The sequence below is a fragment of the Nocardia sp. NPDC056541 genome, from assembly GCF_042794235.1.
Classification (GTDB): domain Bacteria; phylum Actinomycetota; class Actinomycetes; order Mycobacteriales; family Mycobacteriaceae; genus Nocardia.
The window spans coordinates 216905-236052 of record NZ_JBHTUD010000006.1 but is presented as its reverse complement, the minus strand read 5'-3'; the positions used below and the strand labels follow the sequence as shown (position 1 = coordinate 236052).

At 66.5% G+C, this 19148-nt stretch carries 21 protein-coding genes and 1 tRNA gene; 15 read left to right on the top strand and 7 right to left on the bottom strand.

All coding sequences use genetic code 11. The features are described from left to right. The first annotated feature begins 1 nt into the window (after position 1). Genes ACFQ9R_RS12980 through ACFQ9R_RS12945 form a run of 8 tightly spaced genes read left to right on the top strand, consistent with a single transcriptional unit; the run spans position 2 to position 8399 of the window. Positions 2–1207 carry an MCE family protein gene (locus ACFQ9R_RS12980; RefSeq protein ID WP_378990637.1) on the top strand — a complete coding sequence of 402 codons (1206 nt, stop codon included), beginning with the start codon at positions 2–4 and terminating at the stop codon, positions 1205–1207. Next, positions 1204–2232, top strand: coding sequence for an MCE family protein (locus ACFQ9R_RS12975; protein ID WP_378990635.1), 1029 nt, complete (start codon positions 1204–1206; stop codon positions 2230–2232). Before ACFQ9R_RS12980 ends, ACFQ9R_RS12975 begins: the two co-directional genes overlap by 4 nt. Then, positions 2225–3292, top strand: coding sequence for an MCE family protein (locus tag ACFQ9R_RS12970; RefSeq protein WP_378631693.1), 1068 nt, complete (start codon positions 2225–2227; stop codon positions 3290–3292). The genes ACFQ9R_RS12975 and ACFQ9R_RS12970 overlap by 8 nt, the downstream gene beginning before the upstream one ends. Further along, positions 3289–4557 carry an MCE family protein gene (locus ACFQ9R_RS12965; RefSeq protein ID WP_378990633.1) on the top strand — a complete coding sequence of 423 codons (1269 nt, stop codon included), beginning with the start codon at positions 3289–3291 and terminating at the stop codon, positions 4555–4557. The genes ACFQ9R_RS12970 and ACFQ9R_RS12965 overlap by 4 nt, the downstream gene beginning before the upstream one ends. After that, positions 4554–5780 (top strand): MCE family protein, encoded by a 1227-nt coding sequence (locus ACFQ9R_RS12960; RefSeq protein ID WP_378990632.1) that lies wholly within the window; start codon positions 4554–4556, stop codon positions 5778–5780. The genes ACFQ9R_RS12965 and ACFQ9R_RS12960 overlap by 4 nt, the downstream gene beginning before the upstream one ends. Next, on the top strand, positions 5777–7180 hold the full coding sequence (locus tag ACFQ9R_RS12955) for an MCE family protein (protein ID WP_378990631.1): 1404 nt from the start codon (positions 5777–5779) through the stop codon (positions 7178–7180). Before ACFQ9R_RS12960 ends, ACFQ9R_RS12955 begins: the two co-directional genes overlap by 4 nt. Continuing rightward, on the top strand, positions 7177–7917 hold the full coding sequence (locus ACFQ9R_RS12950; protein ID WP_378990630.1) for a hypothetical protein: 741 nt from the start codon (positions 7177–7179) through the stop codon (positions 7915–7917). The genes ACFQ9R_RS12955 and ACFQ9R_RS12950 overlap by 4 nt, the downstream gene beginning before the upstream one ends. Then, on the top strand, positions 7914–8399 hold the full coding sequence (locus ACFQ9R_RS12945; protein ID WP_378631700.1) for a h domain protein: 486 nt from the start codon (positions 7914–7916) through the stop codon (positions 8397–8399). Before ACFQ9R_RS12950 ends, ACFQ9R_RS12945 begins: the two co-directional genes overlap by 4 nt. A gap of 32 nt (positions 8400–8431) precedes the next feature. Here the strand turns inward: ACFQ9R_RS12945 and ACFQ9R_RS12940 are convergent, their stop codons facing one another. From ACFQ9R_RS12940 to ACFQ9R_RS12925, 4 genes are all read right to left on the bottom strand, one after another. Then, complete coding sequence (locus ACFQ9R_RS12940; RefSeq protein WP_378990629.1) at positions 8432–9886, bottom strand: sensor histidine kinase; 1455 nt, start codon at positions 9884–9886, stop codon at positions 8432–8434. Next, positions 9883–10596, bottom strand: coding sequence for a response regulator transcription factor (locus ACFQ9R_RS12935; RefSeq protein ID WP_378990627.1), 714 nt, complete (start codon positions 10594–10596; stop codon positions 9883–9885). The genes ACFQ9R_RS12940 and ACFQ9R_RS12935 overlap by 4 nt, the downstream gene beginning before the upstream one ends. Positions 10597–10661: 65 nt before the next feature. Further along, complete coding sequence (locus ACFQ9R_RS12930) at positions 10662–12191, bottom strand: trehalose-6-phosphate synthase (protein WP_378990802.1); 1530 nt, start codon at positions 12189–12191, stop codon at positions 10662–10664. Between the two features lie 44 nt (positions 12192–12235). Beyond that, positions 12236–12394 (bottom strand): hypothetical protein, encoded by a 159-nt coding sequence (locus ACFQ9R_RS12925; protein WP_165610244.1) that lies wholly within the window; start codon positions 12392–12394, stop codon positions 12236–12238. Between the two features lie 174 nt (positions 12395–12568). Between ACFQ9R_RS12925 and ACFQ9R_RS12920 the strand changes: the two genes are divergently transcribed. The 4 genes from ACFQ9R_RS12920 to ACFQ9R_RS12905 all read left to right on the top strand — a co-directional run bounded on the left by ACFQ9R_RS12920 (position 12569) and on the right by ACFQ9R_RS12905 (position 14636). Further along, positions 12569–13402 (top strand): alpha/beta fold hydrolase, encoded by an 834-nt coding sequence (locus ACFQ9R_RS12920; protein WP_378990626.1) that lies wholly within the window; start codon positions 12569–12571, stop codon positions 13400–13402. Between the two features lie 130 nt (positions 13403–13532). Further along, positions 13533–13769, top strand: a complete 237-nt coding sequence (locus ACFQ9R_RS12915) for an MbtH family protein (RefSeq protein ID WP_022565839.1) — start codon at positions 13533–13535, stop codon at positions 13767–13769. 76 nt (positions 13770–13845) lie between these two features. After that, positions 13846–13917, top strand: a tRNA-Thr gene (locus ACFQ9R_RS12910). An 83-nt stretch (positions 13918–14000) separates the two neighbouring features. Further along, on the top strand, positions 14001–14636 hold the full coding sequence (locus ACFQ9R_RS12905) for a LysE family translocator (RefSeq protein ID WP_378990625.1): 636 nt from the start codon (positions 14001–14003) through the stop codon (positions 14634–14636). A gap of 322 nt (positions 14637–14958) precedes the next feature. On the opposite strand, the gene ACFQ9R_RS12900 is transcribed toward ACFQ9R_RS12905, so the two are convergent. Beyond that, entirely contained in the window at positions 14959–15279 is a 321-nt protein-coding gene (locus ACFQ9R_RS12900; RefSeq protein ID WP_378990624.1) for an AbrB/MazE/SpoVT family DNA-binding domain-containing protein, read from the bottom strand. A gap of 197 nt (positions 15280–15476) precedes the next feature. Here ACFQ9R_RS12900 and ACFQ9R_RS12895 point away from each other — a divergent pair, with 197 nt between their 5' ends. Next, positions 15477–15824, top strand: coding sequence for a YciI family protein (locus tag ACFQ9R_RS12895; protein ID WP_378990623.1), 348 nt, complete (start codon positions 15477–15479; stop codon positions 15822–15824). Beyond that, the gene (locus ACFQ9R_RS12890; RefSeq protein ID WP_378990622.1) at positions 15821–17044 is read left to right on the top strand and encodes an RNA polymerase sigma factor; all 1224 of its coding nucleotides are present in this window, start codon (positions 15821–15823) and stop codon (positions 17042–17044) included. Before ACFQ9R_RS12895 ends, ACFQ9R_RS12890 begins: the two co-directional genes overlap by 4 nt. Positions 17045–17077: 33 nt before the next feature. Here the strand turns inward: ACFQ9R_RS12890 and ACFQ9R_RS12885 are convergent, their stop codons facing one another. Beyond that, entirely contained in the window at positions 17078–18079 is a 1002-nt protein-coding gene (locus tag ACFQ9R_RS12885) for a 1-aminocyclopropane-1-carboxylate deaminase/D-cysteine desulfhydrase (protein WP_378990621.1), read from the bottom strand. Between the two features lie 6 nt (positions 18080–18085). On the opposite strand from ACFQ9R_RS12885, the gene ACFQ9R_RS12880 reads away from it, so the two are divergent. Next, positions 18086–18283: a hypothetical protein gene (locus tag ACFQ9R_RS12880; protein ID WP_378990620.1), complete on the top strand. Its 198-nt coding sequence runs from the start codon at positions 18086–18088 to the stop codon at positions 18281–18283. Between the two features lie 6 nt (positions 18284–18289). Here the strand turns inward: ACFQ9R_RS12880 and ACFQ9R_RS12875 are convergent, their stop codons facing one another. Further along, positions 18290–18715: a hypothetical protein gene (locus tag ACFQ9R_RS12875; RefSeq protein WP_378990619.1), complete on the bottom strand. Its 426-nt coding sequence runs from the start codon at positions 18713–18715 to the stop codon at positions 18290–18292. Positions 18716–19148: the final 433 nt, after the last annotated feature.

Here is a 19148-nt window from a genome sequence, read left to right as displayed (position 1 = left end):
GATGGACACTTCACGGATCGTTGCCGCATTGCAGGGCGGGCTCGGGCGCAAGCTCGCCGCGCTCACGATGGTCGGCTTGCTCGTCGGGCTCGCGGCCTTCGCGTTCGCCCTCTTCCAAGGCGCGTTCACCACCACCGCCAAGGTGCTGGTCGACGCTCCCCGCTCGGGCCTCGTGCTCGACCCCGACGCCAAGGTGAAGGTGCGCGGCGTCGAGATCGGCCGGGTCGCCGAGATCAACCTGCGCGACGACGGCGCGCAGATCATGCTCGAGGTCGACCCCGAACAGCTGAAGCTGGTGCCGTCGAACGCGGGCGTCGACATTCGCTCGACCACGGTGTTCGGCGCCAAGTACGTGAACTTCGTTGTCCCCGAACAGCCGTCGTCCAGCCCGCTGAAGCCGGGCAGCACGGTCGCGGCGACGTCGGTGACGGTGGAGTTCAACACCCTGTTCCAGCACCTGTCCGATGTGCTCGCCCAGGTGGAACCGGAGAAACTCAACGCCACGCTGACCGCGCTCGGCACCGCACTGCAGGGCCGCGGCGACAAGTTCGGCGACCTGCTCGTCCGCTCGGATCGCTACCTGCGCGAGATCAACCCCTATCTGCCCACGCTGCAACAGGATCTGGACAAGACGGCCCAGGTGACCAATATCTACGCCGATGCCTCCGGCGCGCTGCTGCGCACCGTGGACAACGCCACGGTCACCGCGAAGACGCTGTCGGAGATGCAAGCCGAGCTCGACAATGTGCTGGTGAACGTGATCGGGCTGTCCGATACCACCGGTTCGGTGCTGCGGGAGAACGAATCCGACCTCGTCACCGCGCTCGACCTGCTGCGGCCGACGACCAACCTGCTGTTCGAGTACGCGCCCGCGCTGAGCTGCATCATCAACGGCCTCGGTCCGCTGATGCCGTTGGCCGAGGAGGTATTCGGCGGCGTGCTGCCCGGCGTCGGTATGAACGCCTCGCTCATGCCCGGCTCCAAGCCCTACACCTACCCCAAGGACCTGCCCAAGGTGAACGCCACCGGCGGACCGCATTGTGAGGGCGTGGTCACCCGCGCACCGGACAGCCACTCGAACTATGTGGTGACCGATACCAGTCAGGGCACGGTGTACACACCCAGTACCGCGCCGCTCGCGTTGAACGACAGCGCACCAAAGGTTTTCCAGCTCTTGCTGGAAGGACTGCCGGGAGTGACACGGTGAGAAACACGGCGACGACAGTCAAGCTCGCGATCTTCACCGTGGTGATGACGCTGGTGTTCGCCGGCTTGGCGATCGTGCTGAGTCAGGCACGGTTCTCCAGCGAGAACGGGTACAAGGCGGTGTTCACCAACTCCTCGGGCATGCTGCCGGGGTCGAAGGTGCGGATCGCGGGTGTGCCGGTCGGCTCGGTGACCTCGGTGAAGGTCGGCGACGACGATCTCGCCCATGTCGAGTTCGACGTGGACACCAAGTACTCGGTGCTCTCCAGCACCCGCCTGGCGATCAAGTACGAGAACCTGGTCGGTGACCGGTACCTGGAGCTGAAGGAAGGTCCGGGCTCGGCCCGCGAGCTGCCCGCCGGCGCCACCATCGGCAAGGAGCAGACCACGCCAGCACTGGATCTGGACCTGCTGCTCGGCGGCTTCAAGCCGCTGCTGCGTGGGCTCGATCCCGGTCAGGTCAACGACCTGACCTCGGCGCTGCTGCAGATCTTCCAGGGCCAGGGCGGCACCCTGGTCTCGCTGCTCAACAGCGGTGGCAGCTTCGCCAAGACCCTCGCCGACCGCGATGCCCTGATCGGCAGCGTGATCGACAACCTGAACACCGTGCTGGCCACCATCGACGACCGCGACGAGCAGTTCGCCACCACGATCGACGAATTGCAGCGCCTGGTCAGCGGATTGGCCGCCGAACGCGACCCGATCGGCGCCGCGCTACCGCGGATCGCCGGTGCGACAAAGGAACTCAACGACCTGCTGACCACCGCCCGCCCCGACCTGCGCAACACGATCGAGCAGACCGGCAGGCTGGCCACCAACCTCGACAACGGCTCCGACCACCTCCAGTGGGTGCTCGAGAAGCTGCCGCAGACCTACAAGCAACTCGTCCGCGTCGGCGCCTACGGTTCGTTCCTGCAGCTGTACATCTGCGGCACCAACTTCGTTGTCGACGGCCCGAACGGTCAGCCGATGGAAGTGAAGGCGCCGGGCCTGCAGGCGACCGGAAGGTGTACGCCCAATGAGTGAGAAGAAGTCGTCGGCCGTCACCATCGGCATCGTCGGCATTGTGCTGGTGGTGACGATCTCGCTCGCCACCCTGCAGTACACCAAGCTGCCGTTCATCCGCTCCGGCGCGACCTTCACCGCGTTCTTCGTCGACGCGGGCGGGCTGGTGCCGGGCGACCCGGTGCACGTGGCCGGCGTGCGTTCCGGGGAAGTCGACCAGGTCTCGCTCGACGGTCCCAAGGTACTGGTGAAGTTCACCCTCGACGAGTCGATCGTGCTGGGCCAGAAGACATCCGCCGCGATCAAGACCAACACGGTCCTCGGTCGCAAGTCCCTGGATGTGGTGCCGACCGGACAGGGCGCGCTGCGTACCTCCGACACCATCCCGCTCGACCGGACCACCTCGCCGTACTCGCTCAACGAGGCACTCAGCGACCTCGGCGCGACCGTCCGCGATCTCGACATGGATCAGGTCGACAAGACCCTGGATGTGCTCTCGGCCGCCTTCGCCGATACACCGGGCCCGTTGCGCAACGCCCTCGACGGCGTCACCGCGCTCTCGCGCAGCATCAATACGCGCGACCAGGCGCTCACCGATCTGCTCGGCCGGGCGCAGAACGTCACCAAGGTGCTGGCCGACCGTAGTTCGCAGCTCAACGCGCTCCTGCTCGACGGCAACAACCTGCTCGGCGAACTCGACAACCGCCGTGCCGCCATCAATCAGCTGATCGTCTACGTCGACTCGGTCGCCAAGCAGCTCTCCGGGCTGGTCGCCGACAACGAGGCGCAGATGAAACCGACACTGGACCGGCTCAATTCGGTGCTCGGCCTGTTGCAGCGCAACAAGGAGAACCTGTCGGAGGCGCTGGAGGGTATCGGCCCCTACGCCTCGGCACTCGGCGAGCAGGTCGGCAACGGTCCGTGGTTCAACGCCTACGTGGTGAACGCGACGAGTACCGAGCTGCGTCCATTGGTGGACGCGCTGGTCTGGCCCGAGCACCTGCCGCAGGACCTGATCGACATCTTCACGCACCCGGCGCCGCCGAGCATCGTGCCGACCGAGGAGGATCCGCCGCGATGAGTGGTATCGCATCGAAAGTCCGTGGCGTGCCGCGTTGGACGCTCGCGGTCGCCGTGGTGGTGATCGTCGCGCTGGTCGCGGTCGGGGTCTACACCACCCTCGGCATCGGCAAGACCAGGATCACCGCCGCCTTCACCTCGACCACCGGCCTGTACGCGGGCGACGAGGTGCGGATGCTCGGAGTCAAGATCGGCAAGATCGACTCGATCGAGCCCGGCGAGGGCCGGGTACAGGTGCGGATGTCCGTCGACCGCGGCATCGACCTGCCGGCCGACGCGCGCGCCGTGCTGATCGCACCTTCGCTGGTGTCGGCCAGGTTCATCCAGCTCGCGCCCGCCTACGACGGTGGCCCGAAGATGGCCGACGGCGCACAGATCCCGATCGAGCGCACCGCGGTCCCGGTGGAGTGGGACGACATCAAAGCCGAACTCTCCAATCTCGCCACCGCTCTCGGTCCGGTCGGCGACGACCAGCAGGGCTCGTTCGGGCGTTTCGTCGACACTGCCGCGAACAACCTCGACGGCAACGGACAGAAGTTCCGTGACACCCTGCACGAACTGTCGGCGACGCTGAATACCTTGTCCGACGGGCGAACCGACCTGTTCGGCACCATCCGCAACCTGCAGAAGTTCGTCGAGGTGCTCTCGGCGAGCAACGAGCAGATCGTGCAGTTCGGCGGCCGCCTGGCCTCGGTGGCCTCGGTACTCGCGGGTGCGTCGGAGGAGCTGGGTGCGGGACTGGACAGTCTGGATGTGGCGCTCGCCGATGTGAAGCGCTTCCTCGAAGGCAGTGGCGCCGAGCTCACCGACGGTGTCGAGCGGCTCGCCGATGTCACCCAGACGCTGGTCGACAAGCGGCCGGAGATCGAACGGCTGCTGCATTCCGCGCCGACCGCGCTGGTGAACTTCTACCAGATCTACAAGCCGGCTCAGGGCTCGCTCAGCGGCTCTGTGTCACTGAACAATACGTCCAGCCCGCTGACCTTCCTCTGCGGTTCCATCCGCGCGCTCGAGCACAACGACTCGGACCGGTCGGCGGATCTGTGCGCGGAATTCATCGCTCCGGTGATCAGTTCGCTGGCGATGAACTACGTGCCGATCATGCTCAACCCGGTCGGCGGCACGCAGGCCCTGCCCGGCCAGTTGACGTACAGCCCGCCGAGTTTGGCCGCGGAGGTGCCGTCCGCGCCTGCGTCCCCGGCGACGGCTCCGATCACCGTGCCGAACGGTCTCGCCGGACTCGCGGTTCCAGGAGGACAACGATGACGCCCCAACGCATGCTCGCCGGGTTGGCGGTGGGCGTCGCCGTGACGCTCGGCGCGACCGGCTGTCAGTGGGACGGGCTGAACTCGCTACCCATGCCCGGCTCCGAGGGCTCCGGCCCCGGTTCGTACACGGTGCGGATCCAGATGCCCAATGTCACCACGCTGACCCGGAATTCGCCGGTGCGCGTGGACGACGTCGAGGTCGGCAATGTCACCGGGATCGACGTCGAGGGCTGGCACGCGCTGGTCACGGTGTCGCTGAATCCCGAGGTGAAACTGCCCGCCAACGCGATCGCCAAGATCGGGCAGACCAGCCTGCTCGGCAGCAATCACGTCGAACTGTCCGCCCCCACCAATACGCCCGCCGTGGGGCAACTGCGAAACAACGACGTGATCCCACTCGAGCGGGCAGGCGCCTACCCGACCACCGAGCAGGTGCTGTCTTCGCTGTCGGTCGTGCTCAACGGCGGCGGCATCGCCCAGCTCGAGACCATCACCAGGGAGATGAACGCGGCGCTCAACGGTCGCGAGGCCGAGATCGCCGACCTGCTGCCGCAGCTCAACGAGCTGACCACCGGCCTGGACAGGCAGACCGGCAACATCATCGCCGCGATGGAGGGCCTCGACCGGCTGGCGGGCAACTTCGCCGACCAGAAGGACGTGCTGGCCCGCGCGATCGACGATATCCACCCGGCACTGACCGCGCTCGCCGACCGCACCGCCAACATCACCAGGGCGGTCACCGCGCTGGGTGAGCTCAGCGATGTCACCGAACGGATCATCCAGACCAGCGGTGACGATCTGAAGGCCAACCTGGCCAGCCTCGGCCCGGTGCTGGAGACCCTGGCGAACACCGGCACCAACCTCGTCGACGCGATGGGCATCATTCCCTCCTTCCCGTTCCCGATCAAGAACATCGGCAACGCGATCAAGGGTGACTACCTCAACCTCTACATCACCTTCGACCTGACCGGTAAGCGCTTGGACAGCAACTGGCTCACCGGTACTCCGCTCGGCGGCCGCTTCGGTGGGGTCGAGGGCGTGCTCGGTAGTTTCGCGCCTACGACGGCGACCGACGCGGGCGATCCGACGAAGCTCCCGCAGGCACCCGCACCCAGTGCGGCGCCGACGCCGACCCTGCCCGGACTGCCGTCCATTCCCGGCCTGCCCTCCATCCCCGGAATCACCGTGCCGCTGCCCGGCCAGGAAGGGGCGGGACGATGAAACTCACCAGGTTCGTCCACGTTCAGCTCGTGATCTTCGCGGTACTCACCGTGGTCGGTCTCGTCGTGATGGGCGGGACATACATCCAGCTACCCGCGATGTTCGGGATCGGCCGCTACGGGGTGACGGTCCAGCTCGCCGCCACCGGCGGGCTGTATCCCACCGCCAATGTCTCCTACCGCGGCACCAATATCGGCAAGGTCGAGGCGGTGCGGCTCACCACGGCGGGGGTCGAGGCGGACCTGTCGATCGACAGCGATTACAAGGTGCCGTCGGACTCGATCGCCTGGGTGCGCAGTGTTTCAGCGATCGGCGAGCAGTACGTCGACCTGGTGCCGGAGGCGAATTCCACCTCGGGCGACCTGCGCGACGGTTCGGTGATCCCGGTGCAGCGCACCAAGCTGCCTCAGGACGTGGGCTCGCTGCTCGACCAGACCGACAAGCTGCTCTCGACCGTCGCCGATACCCGGCTGCGCCAGGTGATCGACGAGGCGTTCCTGGCGTTCAACGGCGCGGGCCCCGACCTGCAGCGGTTCATCGACTCGGCGGCGCTGCTGGTGCAGCAGGCCGAAACCGATGTGGAACCGACGAAGAAACTGCTCGATCAGATCGGTCCGCTGCTCGACACCCAGGTCCAGTCCGATGCCAATATTCGTTCCTGGACAACAGATCTCGCGACCCTCACCGATCAGCTCCGCGAGTCCGACCCGACCCTGCGGAACCTGTTGCGCGACAGCCCGTCCGCGATGCAAAAGGTGACCGAGCAGTTCCAGAGTCTGCGTCCGACGCTGCCGCTGCTGGCGGGCAATCTGGTGAGCCTCGGCCAGGTGGGGGTGACCTATCACGCTGGTCTCGAACAACTTCTGGTCGTCTTCCCGCCGTTGATCGCGGCGTTGCGGACGGTCCTGCGCGGACCCACCAAGTACGGCGCGATGGTCGACTTCATGACCGTGGTCCACGACCCGCCCGCCTGCACCACCGGCTTCCTGCCCGCCGACCAGTGGCGTGAGCCGAGTGATTTCAGCCCGATCGACACTCCGGAAGGGCTGTACTGCAAGGTAGCTCAGGATTCTCCGATCGAAGTGCGCGGTATTCGCAACAGTCCGTGCATGGAGTATCCCGGCGTCCGGGCGCCCACTCCCGAACTGTGCCGGACGGGGTACGTGCCGCAGGGCACGAACCCGCCGTTCGGCGCGCCGCAGCCGGTAGCCCCGGCCTCGGCCCCCACCGGTGCGTCCACCGGCGGAGTCACCCCCGCCGCCGCGCGCCCCTATGATCCGTCCACGGGCAGCTATCTTGGCCCGGACGGACGCATGTACCGCCAAGGTGATATCGCCTCCGATGGCTCGGGCACTGTCCCGGCCAGCTGGCAGGCGATGTTGGAGGAGCAGCAGAGATGAGTGAAAGCAACAACGGCCGCCCGCGTCGGCGGGCAGCTAGGTCGGCGGGTCCGCCGGTGGAGGATGTGCAGGTCGTCGACGTGACAGTCGACGCGGGTGCGGTCGAATCGGCCGAGGTGGCCGATGCCGAGGTGGCTACGGCCGAGGAAGCCACCGTAGTCGCGGCTCCTGTGGAGTTGACGAAGGCCGCGGTGGTGGACGAGGAGGCCGACGATGATTCGGCCGAGCTCGACGAAGAAGATGCGAAGCTGACGCGGCTCGGGCAGATCATCGGGCTCGCCGCCGCCGCGGTGCTGGTGTTGGCGCTGGTCGTCGGTGCCACGTTCACTGCGCTCGCGGCACGGTCGGGCAATCAGGACGAGGATCTGCGCGCGCAATACACCCAGACCGCCCGGCAGGCGGTCATCAACCTGACCACCATCCGCGCCGACTCCGCCAAGGAGGACATCGACCGGATTCTGGCGGTGGCCTCGGGCGAGTTCAAGAACGAGTTCGACGGTCGCGTCGACCCGTTCATGGATGTGGTGAAGCAGGCGAAGGTGGTCTCCACCGGCGAGGTCGTCGAGTCGGGGATCGAGTCCGTCGACGAGAACTCGGCGAAGGTGCTGGTGGCCGCGAAGCAGATGGTGAGCAACACCGGGTCGGCCGAACCGCAGTCGCGCCAGTATCGATTCCGGATCACCGTGTCGAAGGGCGATTCCGGGATGACCGTGTCGAAAGTGGAGTTCGTGGGATGAGCAAGCGAATCAAGATCGTCTTCGGCGCCCTCGCGGCGGCTGGTGTGATCGCGGCCGTCATCCTGGGCGTCAGCGGGTATCAGCTGTGGCAGCAGGACAAGACCGAGCAGGCGCGCACCGACGCGATGAGCACCGCGAGCCGGACGGTGAGCGCGATGTTCACCTATGAGCCCGCCACCGTCGACACCGAGTTGCCGAGGGCGGCCGACAATCTCACCGAGTCGTTCCGGGCCGACTACCTGAAGCTGATCGAGCAGGCCATCGCGCCGGGCGCCAAGGAGAAGCAGCTCACCGTCAAGGCCACCACCCAGGCCGAGGGCGTGGTCTCGGCGGATCCGGAACACGCCGTCGTCCTGCTGTACCTGAACCAGCTGACCACCAGCAAGGACTCACCTGAGGGCGCCACCTCGGGCAGCCGGGTGCGGGTCACCCTGGACAAGGCGGACAACCGCTGGCTGGTCGCTCAGGTCACGCCGGTCTGATCGATGCACGCCGCGACCAGCCGGCTCGGTGCTCACGCTGAGCCGGCCTGGTCGCCGCGTGGCAGCCGTACGGCGAAGGTCGCGCCGCCACCCGGAGTGGCCTCGACCTGAACGGTGCCGCCGTGGGCCGCGACGAGTGCCGCCACGATCGACAGGCCGAGTCCGCTGCCGCTCGTCATGGTGGCGTTGCTGTCGCTCGTGCCGCGGCGCGTACGGGAGATATCCGCACGGTAGAAGCGTTCGAAGACATGGTTCGCGTCTTCGGTGGTGAGGCCGGGACCGGTGTCGACGACCTCGAGGCCGACCTCGTCGGTGGCCGGGGTCAGGCGGACGGTGATCGAGGTGCCGTCGGGGGTGTGGGTGCGGGCGTTGTCGAGGAGGTTGGTGAGGACCTGGCGCAGGCGGTGTTCGTCGCCGCGGACTTCCAGGGTGCCGGTGCCTTCGGCGATGTCGAGGGTGATCGGGTGGTGTCGGCCCGCGGCGGCTTCGACCGCGCGGGCGCTGTGCACCGCGTCGCCTGCCACGGCCAGCAGGTCCACCGGGCCCAGTTCCACGGGCCGCTGGGCATCGAGGCGGGCGAGCATGAGCAGGTCTTCGACCAGCAGGCCCATGCGCTGTGCCTCGTGTTCGATGCGGTTCATGAACATCGCGGGGTCGGTGGTCGCGCCCTGACGGTACAGCTCGGCGAAGCCGCGGATCGTGGTGAGCGGGGTGCGCAGTTCGTGACTGGCGTCGGCGACGAAACGGCGCATCTTCGCCTCGGAAACGCGCGCGGCGGTCTCGGAGGCCTCGGTGGCGGCGAAGGCCTGCTGGATCTGGGTCAGCATGCTGTTCAACGACTGTGACAGTCGATCGACCTCGGTGACGTTGCCGTGCACCGGGATTCGATGATGCAGCTCGCCACCGGCGATCGCCGCCGCTGTCGCCTCGACCCGGTGCAGCGGTCGCAGACTGCCGCGCACCACGAAATAGGCCGCGATGGCCAGCGCGATCAGCACGATCGCGCCGACGATCAATTGCAGCACAACGAGATTGCGCACCGTCTCGATGTTCTCGGTCAGTGGCCACGCGACCGTCGCCGTGGCGCGATGACCGTTGACAGTGAGCACCCGCCACTGATCGCCCGAATCGTCCGTCGAGCCGACCGTAATCGGCTGTATCGCGGGCGGCTCGGGTAGGTCGGGCTGGGAATCGGTACCGAAGACGTTGTCGAGGCGCACTTTTCGGGTGCCGTCCGCGCTCTCGGCGGTCACGAAATATCGCCCGGGCGGCTGTCCGGATTCCGAGGAGGGCGGCGGCAGATTCGGTGCGGGCAGCCCCACCCGCCGCTCCCACTCCATCGCCGCGTCCTGCAACTGCTGATCGGTGCGGTTCTGCAGCGAGTTCTCCATCGCCTTGGTCACTACGAAACTCGAAGCGACCAAACCGAATCCGGCCAGCGCGACCAGCATCAACACCAGCGTCACCCGCAGGGGAAGTCTGCTCACCGCGTCGGCTCACGCATCACATAGCCGACACCGCGCAGCGTGTGGATCAGCCGCTGCTCGCCGGTGTCGACCTTCTTGCGCAGGTAGGACACGTAGGTCTCCACCACGCCCACCTCGCCGCCGAAGTCGTAGCGCCACACGTGATCCAGGATCCGGGGCTTGCTCAGCACGCTGCCCGCGTTCACCATGAAATAGCGCAACAGCGTGAACTCGGTGGGGGACAAGGCCACCGGCTCGCCCGCCTTCCACACCTCGTGCGTGTCGTCGTCGAGTTCGATATCGGCGAAGCGCAACCGGGTGCTCGCCTTCTCGGGTTCGGCATGGCCCGCGCGGCGCAGGATCACCCGCAGCCGCGCCACCACCTCCTCCAGGCTGAACGGCTTGGTGACGTAGTCGTCGGCGCCGAGGGTGAGCCCGGTGATCTTGTCGTCCACCTCGTCGCGCGCGGTCAGGAACAGCACCGGCGCGTCGATCCCGTCGGCGCGCAACCGGCGCAGCAGGCCGAAGCCGTCCATGCCGGGCATCATCACGTCGACGATCAGCGCCTGCGGTCGGAACGTGCGCGCCCGATCCAGCGCCTCGGCGCCGTCGGCCGCCGTCGCCACCTCGAACCCCTGGTAGCGCAGGCTCACCGCCAGCAGCTCGACGATCATCGGCTCGTCGTCGACGACGAGTACCCGCGCCTCGGGCACATCAGGCACACCGCTCATGCCCCTATGCTCCACCACCCCGCTGGGAAGTGGCTGGACCGACGCTGTGAGGTCGCTGTGTGCCGCTAGCGTTGGTCGGCGGGGTAGGTCTGCTCGTCGCTCATCAGCGCCGAACCCGCCACATTGCCCTGCGACAGCGCGTCGAGGAACGCGCGCGCCCAGCGTTCGACATCGTGGGTGAGCACCTGGCGACGCAGGGACCGCATCCGGCGGCGCTTGGTGTCGCGATCGTCGTCGAGGGCGCCGATGATCGCGTCCTTCACGCTGTCCAGGTCGTGCGGGTTGCACAGGTAGGACTGACGCAGCTCGGCCGCGGCGCCGGTGAACTCGCTCAGCACCAGGGCGCCGTTGAGGTCGCTGTGGCAGGCCACGTACTCCTTCGCCACCAGGTTCATGCCGTCGCGCAGGGGCGTCACCAGCATGGCGTCGGCGGCGATGAAGAAAGCGATCAACTCGTCGCGGGGGATCGGGCGGTGCAGGTAGTGCACGACCGGGTAGCCGACGCGGGCGAATTCACCGTTGATCCGGCCCACCTGACGTTCGATGTCGCCGCGCATCTTGATGTAGCTCTGCACGCGTTCGCGGCTGGGGGTGGCCAGCTGCACCATCACCGTCTCGGTCGGGTCGACGCGGCCCTCCTCGAGGAGTTCCTGGAGCGCGTTGAGCCGGATGTCGATGCCCTTGGTGTAGTCGAGGCGGTCGACGCCGAGCATGATGTTCTTGGGATTGCCCAGCTCCGCACGGATTTTCGCGGCTCGCTCGCGCACCGAACGACGCCGCGACGACTCGTCGAGTTCGGCCGAATCGATCGAGATGGGGAACGCGCCGACGCGCACCGTGCGGAAACCGACCTGCACGACGCCCAGTTTCGAGCGAACCCCGATCGTGCCGCGGGAGGTGGGCTGACCGGCCAGTCTGCGGGCCAGGTAGAGGAAGTTCTGCGCGCCGCCGGGCAGGTGGAAGCCGATCAGGTCGGCGCCGAGCAGGCCCTCGACGATCTCGGTGCGCCAGGGCATCTGCATGAACAGTTCGACCGGCGGGAACGGGATGTGCAGGAAGAAGCCGATGGTCAGATCGGGGCGCAGCATGCGCAGCATCTTGGGAACCAGTTGCAGCTGGTAGTCCTGCACCCACACCGTGGCGCCCTCGGCGGCCACCTTCGCGGTCTCCTCGGCGAAGCGCCGGTTGACCTCGACATAGGCCGCCCACCACGCCCTGTCGTACACCGGGCGCACGATCACGTCGTGGTACAGCGGCCAGAGCGTGCCGTTGGAGAACCCCTCGTAGTAGTCCTCCACCTCCTGCGCCGTGAGCGGCACCGGATACAGCTCGAGCCCGTCTTCGATGATCGGCTCGACCTCGACATCGGGCACACCTGCCCAGCCGACCCAGGCGCCTTTGTTGCTGCGCAGCACCGGTTCCAGCGCGGTCACCAGCCCACCGGGGCTGCGCTTCCACCTGGTGGTGCCGTCGGGCAGGCGCTCGAGGTCGACCGGGAGCCGGTTGGCGACGACAACGAATCCCGAACCAGCGCCGTTCGGCACGAGGGTTTCACTGTTTTCGGACGGACGGTCGTTGGACGGTTGATCGATCATTTGGTCCACTCACGCATCCTTATGCGTCGCAGGGGTGCGCTGTGTCAGGCGGGGGCGATGCCGAGCATCGACAGCAGCATGCGGCATTCGTCGGCGTCTTCGGCGTGTGCCGCGACGACCTTCTGTGCCTGGCGGGCGGTCTCGTCGGCAAGCGGCTCGAGTTCGTCGTCGGCGATGTCGTTGGCGGTGCTCTTCGCGGCCATAATGGGTTCGTCCTCCCGGTTTCCCTGCGCTCTACCTGCGAGTGATCAATACTATCGGGCGCCGGCGCACGGCCGATGAAGTAGCGACGCGTAACACCCCGCCCCGGTGCCGTGTCGTGGCGGTCCCGTTACCGTGGGGCAGTACACGATCGACCCCGCAGAGAGGTTTCTTTCATGCCACTTGCCACGGTGAACGGCATCGCACTGAACTATCAGGTCAAGGGCGACCGTACCAAGGGCACCGACGTCAAGGGCGGTGGTCCGCTGGTGGTGTTGATCATGGGAACGGGCTCGCCGGGCCGGGTGTGGGAGCTGCATCAGGTTCCCGCGCTGGTCGCGGCCGGTTACCGGGTCTGCGTGTTCGACAACCGCGGGATCGCGCCGTCGTTCGAGGCCCCGGGCGGGATGCGGATCGAGGAGTTGGTCGCCGATACCGCCGCGCTCATCGAGTTCCTCGACGAAGGCCCCGCGCTGGTCGCGGGCACGTCGATGGGCGCGCGGGTGGCGCAGGAGCTGGCGCTTGCCCGGCCCGATCTGGTGCGCAAGGCCGTGTTCATGGCCGGACACGGCAGGCTGGATCAGTTCCAGAAGACGTTGTCGGCGGGTGAGCAGGAGCTCGACGCCTCGGCGGTGAAGCTGCCCGCGAAATTCGAGGCGGCGTTGAGCGCGGTGATGAATCTGTCGCCCGCGACGATGGCCGACACCAACGCCGCGCGCGACTGGCTCGATCTGTTCGAGTTCAGCGTGGGGACGCCCTCGGCCGGTGTCCGGGCCCAGCGAGCGATGGATCACGAATTCGATCGGGTCGCCGCGTATCGTTCGATTACGGTGCCCTGCTTGGCAATTGGGTTCGCCGATGATCGGATGATTCCGCCGTACCTCTCGCGTGAGGTCGCCGAGGCCATTCCCGGCGCCCGCTACCAGGAGGTCCCGGATACCGGTCACTACGGCTACCTGGAGCAACCCGAGGCGATCAACAAGATCTTGCTCGACTTCTTCGCCGCCTGACCGCCGTGACCGGGGCAGCATCGGGTAACTCCCTACCAGTAACGTATGCCTTGCTAGGGTCGACACAACGCTCGTGGCTTCGCGGCCGCGCAGTGATCCTGTACACAGCGCCAGTATCCAGTGAGGTGAAATGAGCACCAACCCCTTCGACGACGAGGACGGCCGCTTCTTCGTTCTGGTCAACGATGAAGAGCAGCACTCCCTGTGGCCCGCGTTCGCGGAGGTCCCGGCGGGCTGGCGTGTCGTGTTCGGCGAAGAAAGCCGGGCAGCGTGCGTCGAGTACGTCGAGAAGAACTGGACCGACATGCGGCCCAAGAGCCTGCGTGACGCGATGGCCGCCGACGACGCAGCCCGCGCCCAGTCCTGATCTCCTCCGCCACCGCGTGACACCCATCCGGTGTCGCGCGGTTGGCGTGCGCGGCTAAGATAGTCGCGCACCACCCGCCTCCTTAGCTCAGTGGTAGAGCACCGCTCTTGTAAAGCGAAGGTCGTCAGTTCAATCCTGACAGGGGGCTCGACAAGGACCTGACCTGTGAAAGCAGGTCAGGTCCTTTTTCGTCTCGTGACCATTGTGGCAGTGGCCGGTTAGGGTCGGTGGATGGTTCCGCTGTCTCATGCGGCGGCATTCGTGGTTGCCGCGTTCGTCATCATCGTGATTCCGGGTCCGAATGTGCTGTTCGCTATCGGGCGGGCACTCACCCTGGGGCGCAGGCAGGCGATTCTGTCGGTGATCGGCGCGGTGGCCGGCTCGGGGGTTCCGCTGGTCGCGGTGGCCTTCGGGCTGGGGGCGGTGTTGATGGCTTCGTCCGCGCTGTTCCTGATCGTGAAGGTCGCCGGCGCCGGTTACCTCGTCTACTTGGGCGTCGTGACGATTCGGGATCGGAAGAAATTGGTGACAGCGCTCGAAGCGGAGGTGCCGAACACCACGGGTCGGCGGGTGCTGTGGCAGGGCTTCGTTGTCGGCGCGACCAACCCCAAGACGATGGTGTTCTTCGGTGCGGTCCTGCCGCAGTTCACGGTGCCGGAGGCGGGCGCACTGCCCGCACAATTGCTGGTGCTCGGGGCGATCTTCCTCGTGATTCAGATGGCTTCGGACAGTGCGTGGGCCTTGCTCGCCGGCACCGTGCGGACGTGGTTCGCGCGATCTCCGCGCCGGCTCGAGGCGGTCGGCAGCGTGGGTGGGGCGATGATCATCGGAGTGGGTGGCAGCGTGGCGTTCTCCGGGGCCAACTGACCGGTGCGGTGGCGTTATGGGCGGTCGTAGAATCCGTGGTTGCCGATTCGTCGCCAGACCACGATCGGCTCGCTGTCGTTCGTCTTCTCCAGGTGGAACGTGGCCCTACCATCCGGTGAGGTGAAATTCCACGTGAGTGAGTAGACCTCGCAGTTGCTCAGTTTGTGAATCCGCAGGCGTGTCGGCCAAGGTGGTGAGCCCGCGAACGCTCCGGCGTCGATGGCCGGCAGGAAGTGTGAGCGTAGGGCTTGCTGAAACATGCGTTGATGTTCAGCGGGCAGACGTCGCAAGTCTCGATCGAACGATGCAAGCGTCCGGTATTTCACTCCACCGCCTCGCTGGGCCCCGACGCCAGAGTGTCGAGGTGCGCCAAGAACGATTCGGCGTTGTCGAAAGTGCTGTGTCGCCCAGCTTCGACATCGGCTTCGGCCTCGCGTTCAGCTGCCTGGTGGCCCTCGCTCCAGAACCAGATCTCATCGACTGGGACCGGCAAGGTGGGCCGAAGCTCGATCACGCCGTCTTCGCGTTCGGTGATCTCCAGCTGCGCACCTGGCTCGTCCAGCCGGTACTTCTTCCGAAGCTCGGCGGGCAGCGCGACCGTGCCACGTCCCTGGATTGCCGCATATCCGCGAAAATTGCCCATCGCCCCACTATCCCATTGGGCAGTAAAGCGGTCAAGCAGCAAAGCTGCTATCCCGGAATGCTCGGGGCTCGTGGATCGATGCGCCCATTTCGGAGAAGATTCGGGGGATCTCGTCGAGAGTTGTCGTATCCGGGTCGGCCCGTTCGTGGTGTGGGTAGAGGCAGCCGATCGGCGGCCACCGAGGAAGGGAAATCGCCATGACTCAGTACCTGCTTTCCGTTGTTGTCGAGCCGAGTGTTTATGACATTCCGCAGGAGGAGGCGCAGCCGCAGTACGAGGCGACGGGGAGGTTCAACGACGAGCTCAGGGCCGAAGGGGCGTGGGTCTTCGCGGGTGGGCTCGGACGGATCGATGAGGCCACCACGGTCGACAACACCGGTGCTGACGTGGTTGTCACCGACGGGCCGTATGCCGAGACCAAGGAATGCCTCGGTGGGTTCTGGGTCGTGGAGGTGCCCGACCTCGATGCGGCGCTGAAGATCGCCGCCAGGGCGTCGAAGGTCTGCGAGCAGAAGATCGAGATCAGGACGTTCGACGGCGCATGAGCGACGACACTCGCGCCCGGATCGATCGGATCTACCGCGAGGAGTACGGCCGGGTGGTTGCCTCGCTCGCTCGACGGTTCGGCGATCTCGACATCGCCGAGGACGCCGCGGGCGAGGCCCTGCTCACCGCCATCGAACGGTGGCCGGTCGACGGCATACCGCCCAACCCGGGCGGCTGGCTGACGAAGACCGCGGGCAACCGCGCGATCGACCGGATCCGCCGTGAATCACTGCGCGACGCGAAACACCAGGCAGCCATGATCATCGACGATCACACACCGCACGAACCGACCGGACCGATCAACGACGATCGTCTCCGGCTCGTCTTCACTTGTTGCCATCCGGCATTGGCGCCGGAGGCGCGAGTCGCGCTGACACTGCGCCTGCTCGGCGGGCTCACCGTCGGCGAGGTCGCTCGTGCGTTTCTCGTTGCCGAAACGACCATGGCGCAACGCATCACCCGCGCCAAGGCCAAGATCAAAGCCGCGCACATCCCGTTCCGCGTGCCCGATCGCGAGGACGTCACCGATCGGCTCGGCGGTGTGCTCGAGGTCATCTACCTCATCTTCAACGAGGGGTATCTGGCAGGCGCGCAATCTGTTCGGGCCGACCTGACGGCCGAGGCCGTTCGGCTCGGCCGCATCATGCGCGATCTGCTGCCCGAGGACGGCGAGGTTGCCGGGTTGCTCGCGCTGATGTTGCTCATCGACGCCCGCAGCGCGGCACGTTTCGCGGGCGGGGAGCTGGTGACGCTCGACGAGCAGGACCGCGGCGGCTGGGACCACACCCTCATCGCCGAGGGGCACGCGCTGGTACGCGAATGCCTGCGCCGAGTCGCGGCAGGCGGCGACCCACCTGGTCGCTATCAGATCATGGCGGCGATCAACGCGGTCCACACCGACGCGGCCGACCCCCGCGACACCGACTGGAACCAGATCGTCGCCCTCTACGACCAGCTCTACACCGTCACCCCGACCGCGATCGTCGCCCTCAACCGAGCCGTCGCCATCGCCGAACTGGACGGCCCCAATGTGGCGCTGGCACAGATAGATTCACTGCCACTCGACGGCTATCATGCCTGGTACGCCGCCCGCGCCGACCTGCTCCGCCGGTTGGGGCGCAGCGCCGAGGCGAGATCGGCCTACGACGCCGCGATTGCCGCCACGCAGAACCCCGCCGAGCGCGCGTACCTGAGCAGGAGGCGTGAGCATCTTGTGTAGAACTGCTGTGACTTCCGGTATGGACTCGCTTGGTCAGCGCGGCCCGTTCGTGTTGAGGTAGAGGACCGGGCCGTCGCCGAATGCGCCCTGCTCGTTCATCGCCAGCAGCGCCGCCATGGCCTTGGCGGTGTAGACCGGTTCGAGGTGCAGGTGCTCGCGGTCGCCTGACAAGGTTTGGGCGCGTTCGCCTTCCGACGTGGGGTGGCCGTAGCCGCTGCCGAGCCAGTCGGTGACGATATCGATGTCCTCGACTCGCGGTTCGAGATCGGACAGGTCCGCGCCTCGCTGACGCAGCAGGCGCGCGGTACGGCGGGCGAGCCGGGTGATCGTCGCCGGGTCCAGCCGCAGCGTGTCGTTGACGACGACACCGACTGCCCGGGTCGTCAAGCCCGCCATCCGCAATCCGAGCTGCAGCCCCGCGATCGTGCCGCCGGATCCGACGGCGGTCACGAGGTGGGTGGGCTCGGGTAGCTCGCCGCGGTCTACTTGTCCGGCCAGTTCGAGCGCGGCCTCGACGTAGCCGAGGACACCGACCGGCGAGGACCCGCCGGGCGGCAGGAAGTAGGGCAGATGCCACCCACTGGTGTGCCGGGCGAGCAGCATCGGCGCGGTGAGGATGGTCCGCGTCTTCGAATGCGTGAAATACAGCGCGGCGCCACAGTTCTCGAGTCGGTTCAGCTGGGCACGAACGTGCTCGTCCACGGGCTGGTCGACGAGGGCGAGCGCGGTGCCGAGCCCGTGATCGCGTGCGTACAGGGCGACGGCTAGTCCCCAGTTCGTCCCCAGTCCGCCGACGGTCAGGATGGTCCGGGAGCCGCGCCGGTGCGCGTCGGGCAGGATCCATTCCAGCTTGCGGACTTTGTTGCCACCCCACCCGCCGTCACCGAACGCGCCGTCGTCCTTGAGCCAGACCGGCGCGCCACCGGTAGGCAGCGCATCGAGCCTACGGACCGGTGTCGGGCCGGAGCTCAGTCCGATATGCGGCAGGGATTCGCGCAGGCGTGGAAAGCGTTGGTGCAGAAGCGGAGTATTCATCGGCCGGTGTCGCGGAACCAGTCGCTGATTCGTGGGCGCGGCACATTTTCCTCCTCGGATTCGCTACTGCCTACCGTATCGAATCCGCTCCGCGCGCTCACCGAAATCGCCGCCGTCCATGCCGTGACCGAGCGACCGGCTCGCTACGAAATCCTGCTGCCCGTGGCGCGAACGACGGTGCCGCTCGATGATCCGCCGGGCTGACGAGCGCTACGACACGTAGAGGTCTGCGCCGGAGCACTGCATGGTCTGGCCCGCGGACAGACCGGAGGTGCCTACCGCACCGGTCAGGCGGACCGTGCCCCAGCCGGTGTTCACGTCGAAGCTCGGCATGTCGGCGCCGACGGTGCCGTCCTGGGCGACGACGCCGGATTCGCCGGTGTCGAGATTGGTCCAGTTCACGGTCGCGTGATAGCCGAAGGGACCGAAGTTCGAATCGCCGCGGGGCTGAATCGAAATGGTGCCGGGTCGGTCGTCCGATGAGGTCGCCACCAGCGACAGATAGAACGGGTACAGGTGGAAGTTCGCGTTCGAACCGAGGCACTGAATCTTCGCCTCGCGTACCTCCGCCGACGCTGTGCCTGCCCCGAGTAGGGATATCGCGACGACGGTGGTGAGTCCAACGGTCAAACGCATCTGCGAAACCTTCCGATAGGAACGAACCGGAGCCCAGTACATCGTTTCCTGGGCGAAAGAGCAAGTGTCGCTCGCCCCCGGCGCCGAACCGTACTGTCGTTCCCCCTTACTCGCTCGGATTCCGGGTAACCGTGCTGGCCGACGGAAATCCATGAGGGTAAAGTCGAATAGAATAACTGGTGCATGCAACCAAACTGTCCACATCGCCAGATTTCAACGCCAGGCACTTGATTCGACCCCATTTAGATTCATCCACCTCCGAAATCTGGAGTATCTCCAGGGACTGAGATCGGTCGGCCAGGTCGATCGTCATAGTGTTGAACAACGTCTTCATTTTCAAAGCGAATACGCTGAAGAATCTAATAGATACAAAAGTCGGATCCGGAGACCTGTCGAAACTGCGTAGCTCCAATTCCGACAGAGAAAGGTTGTA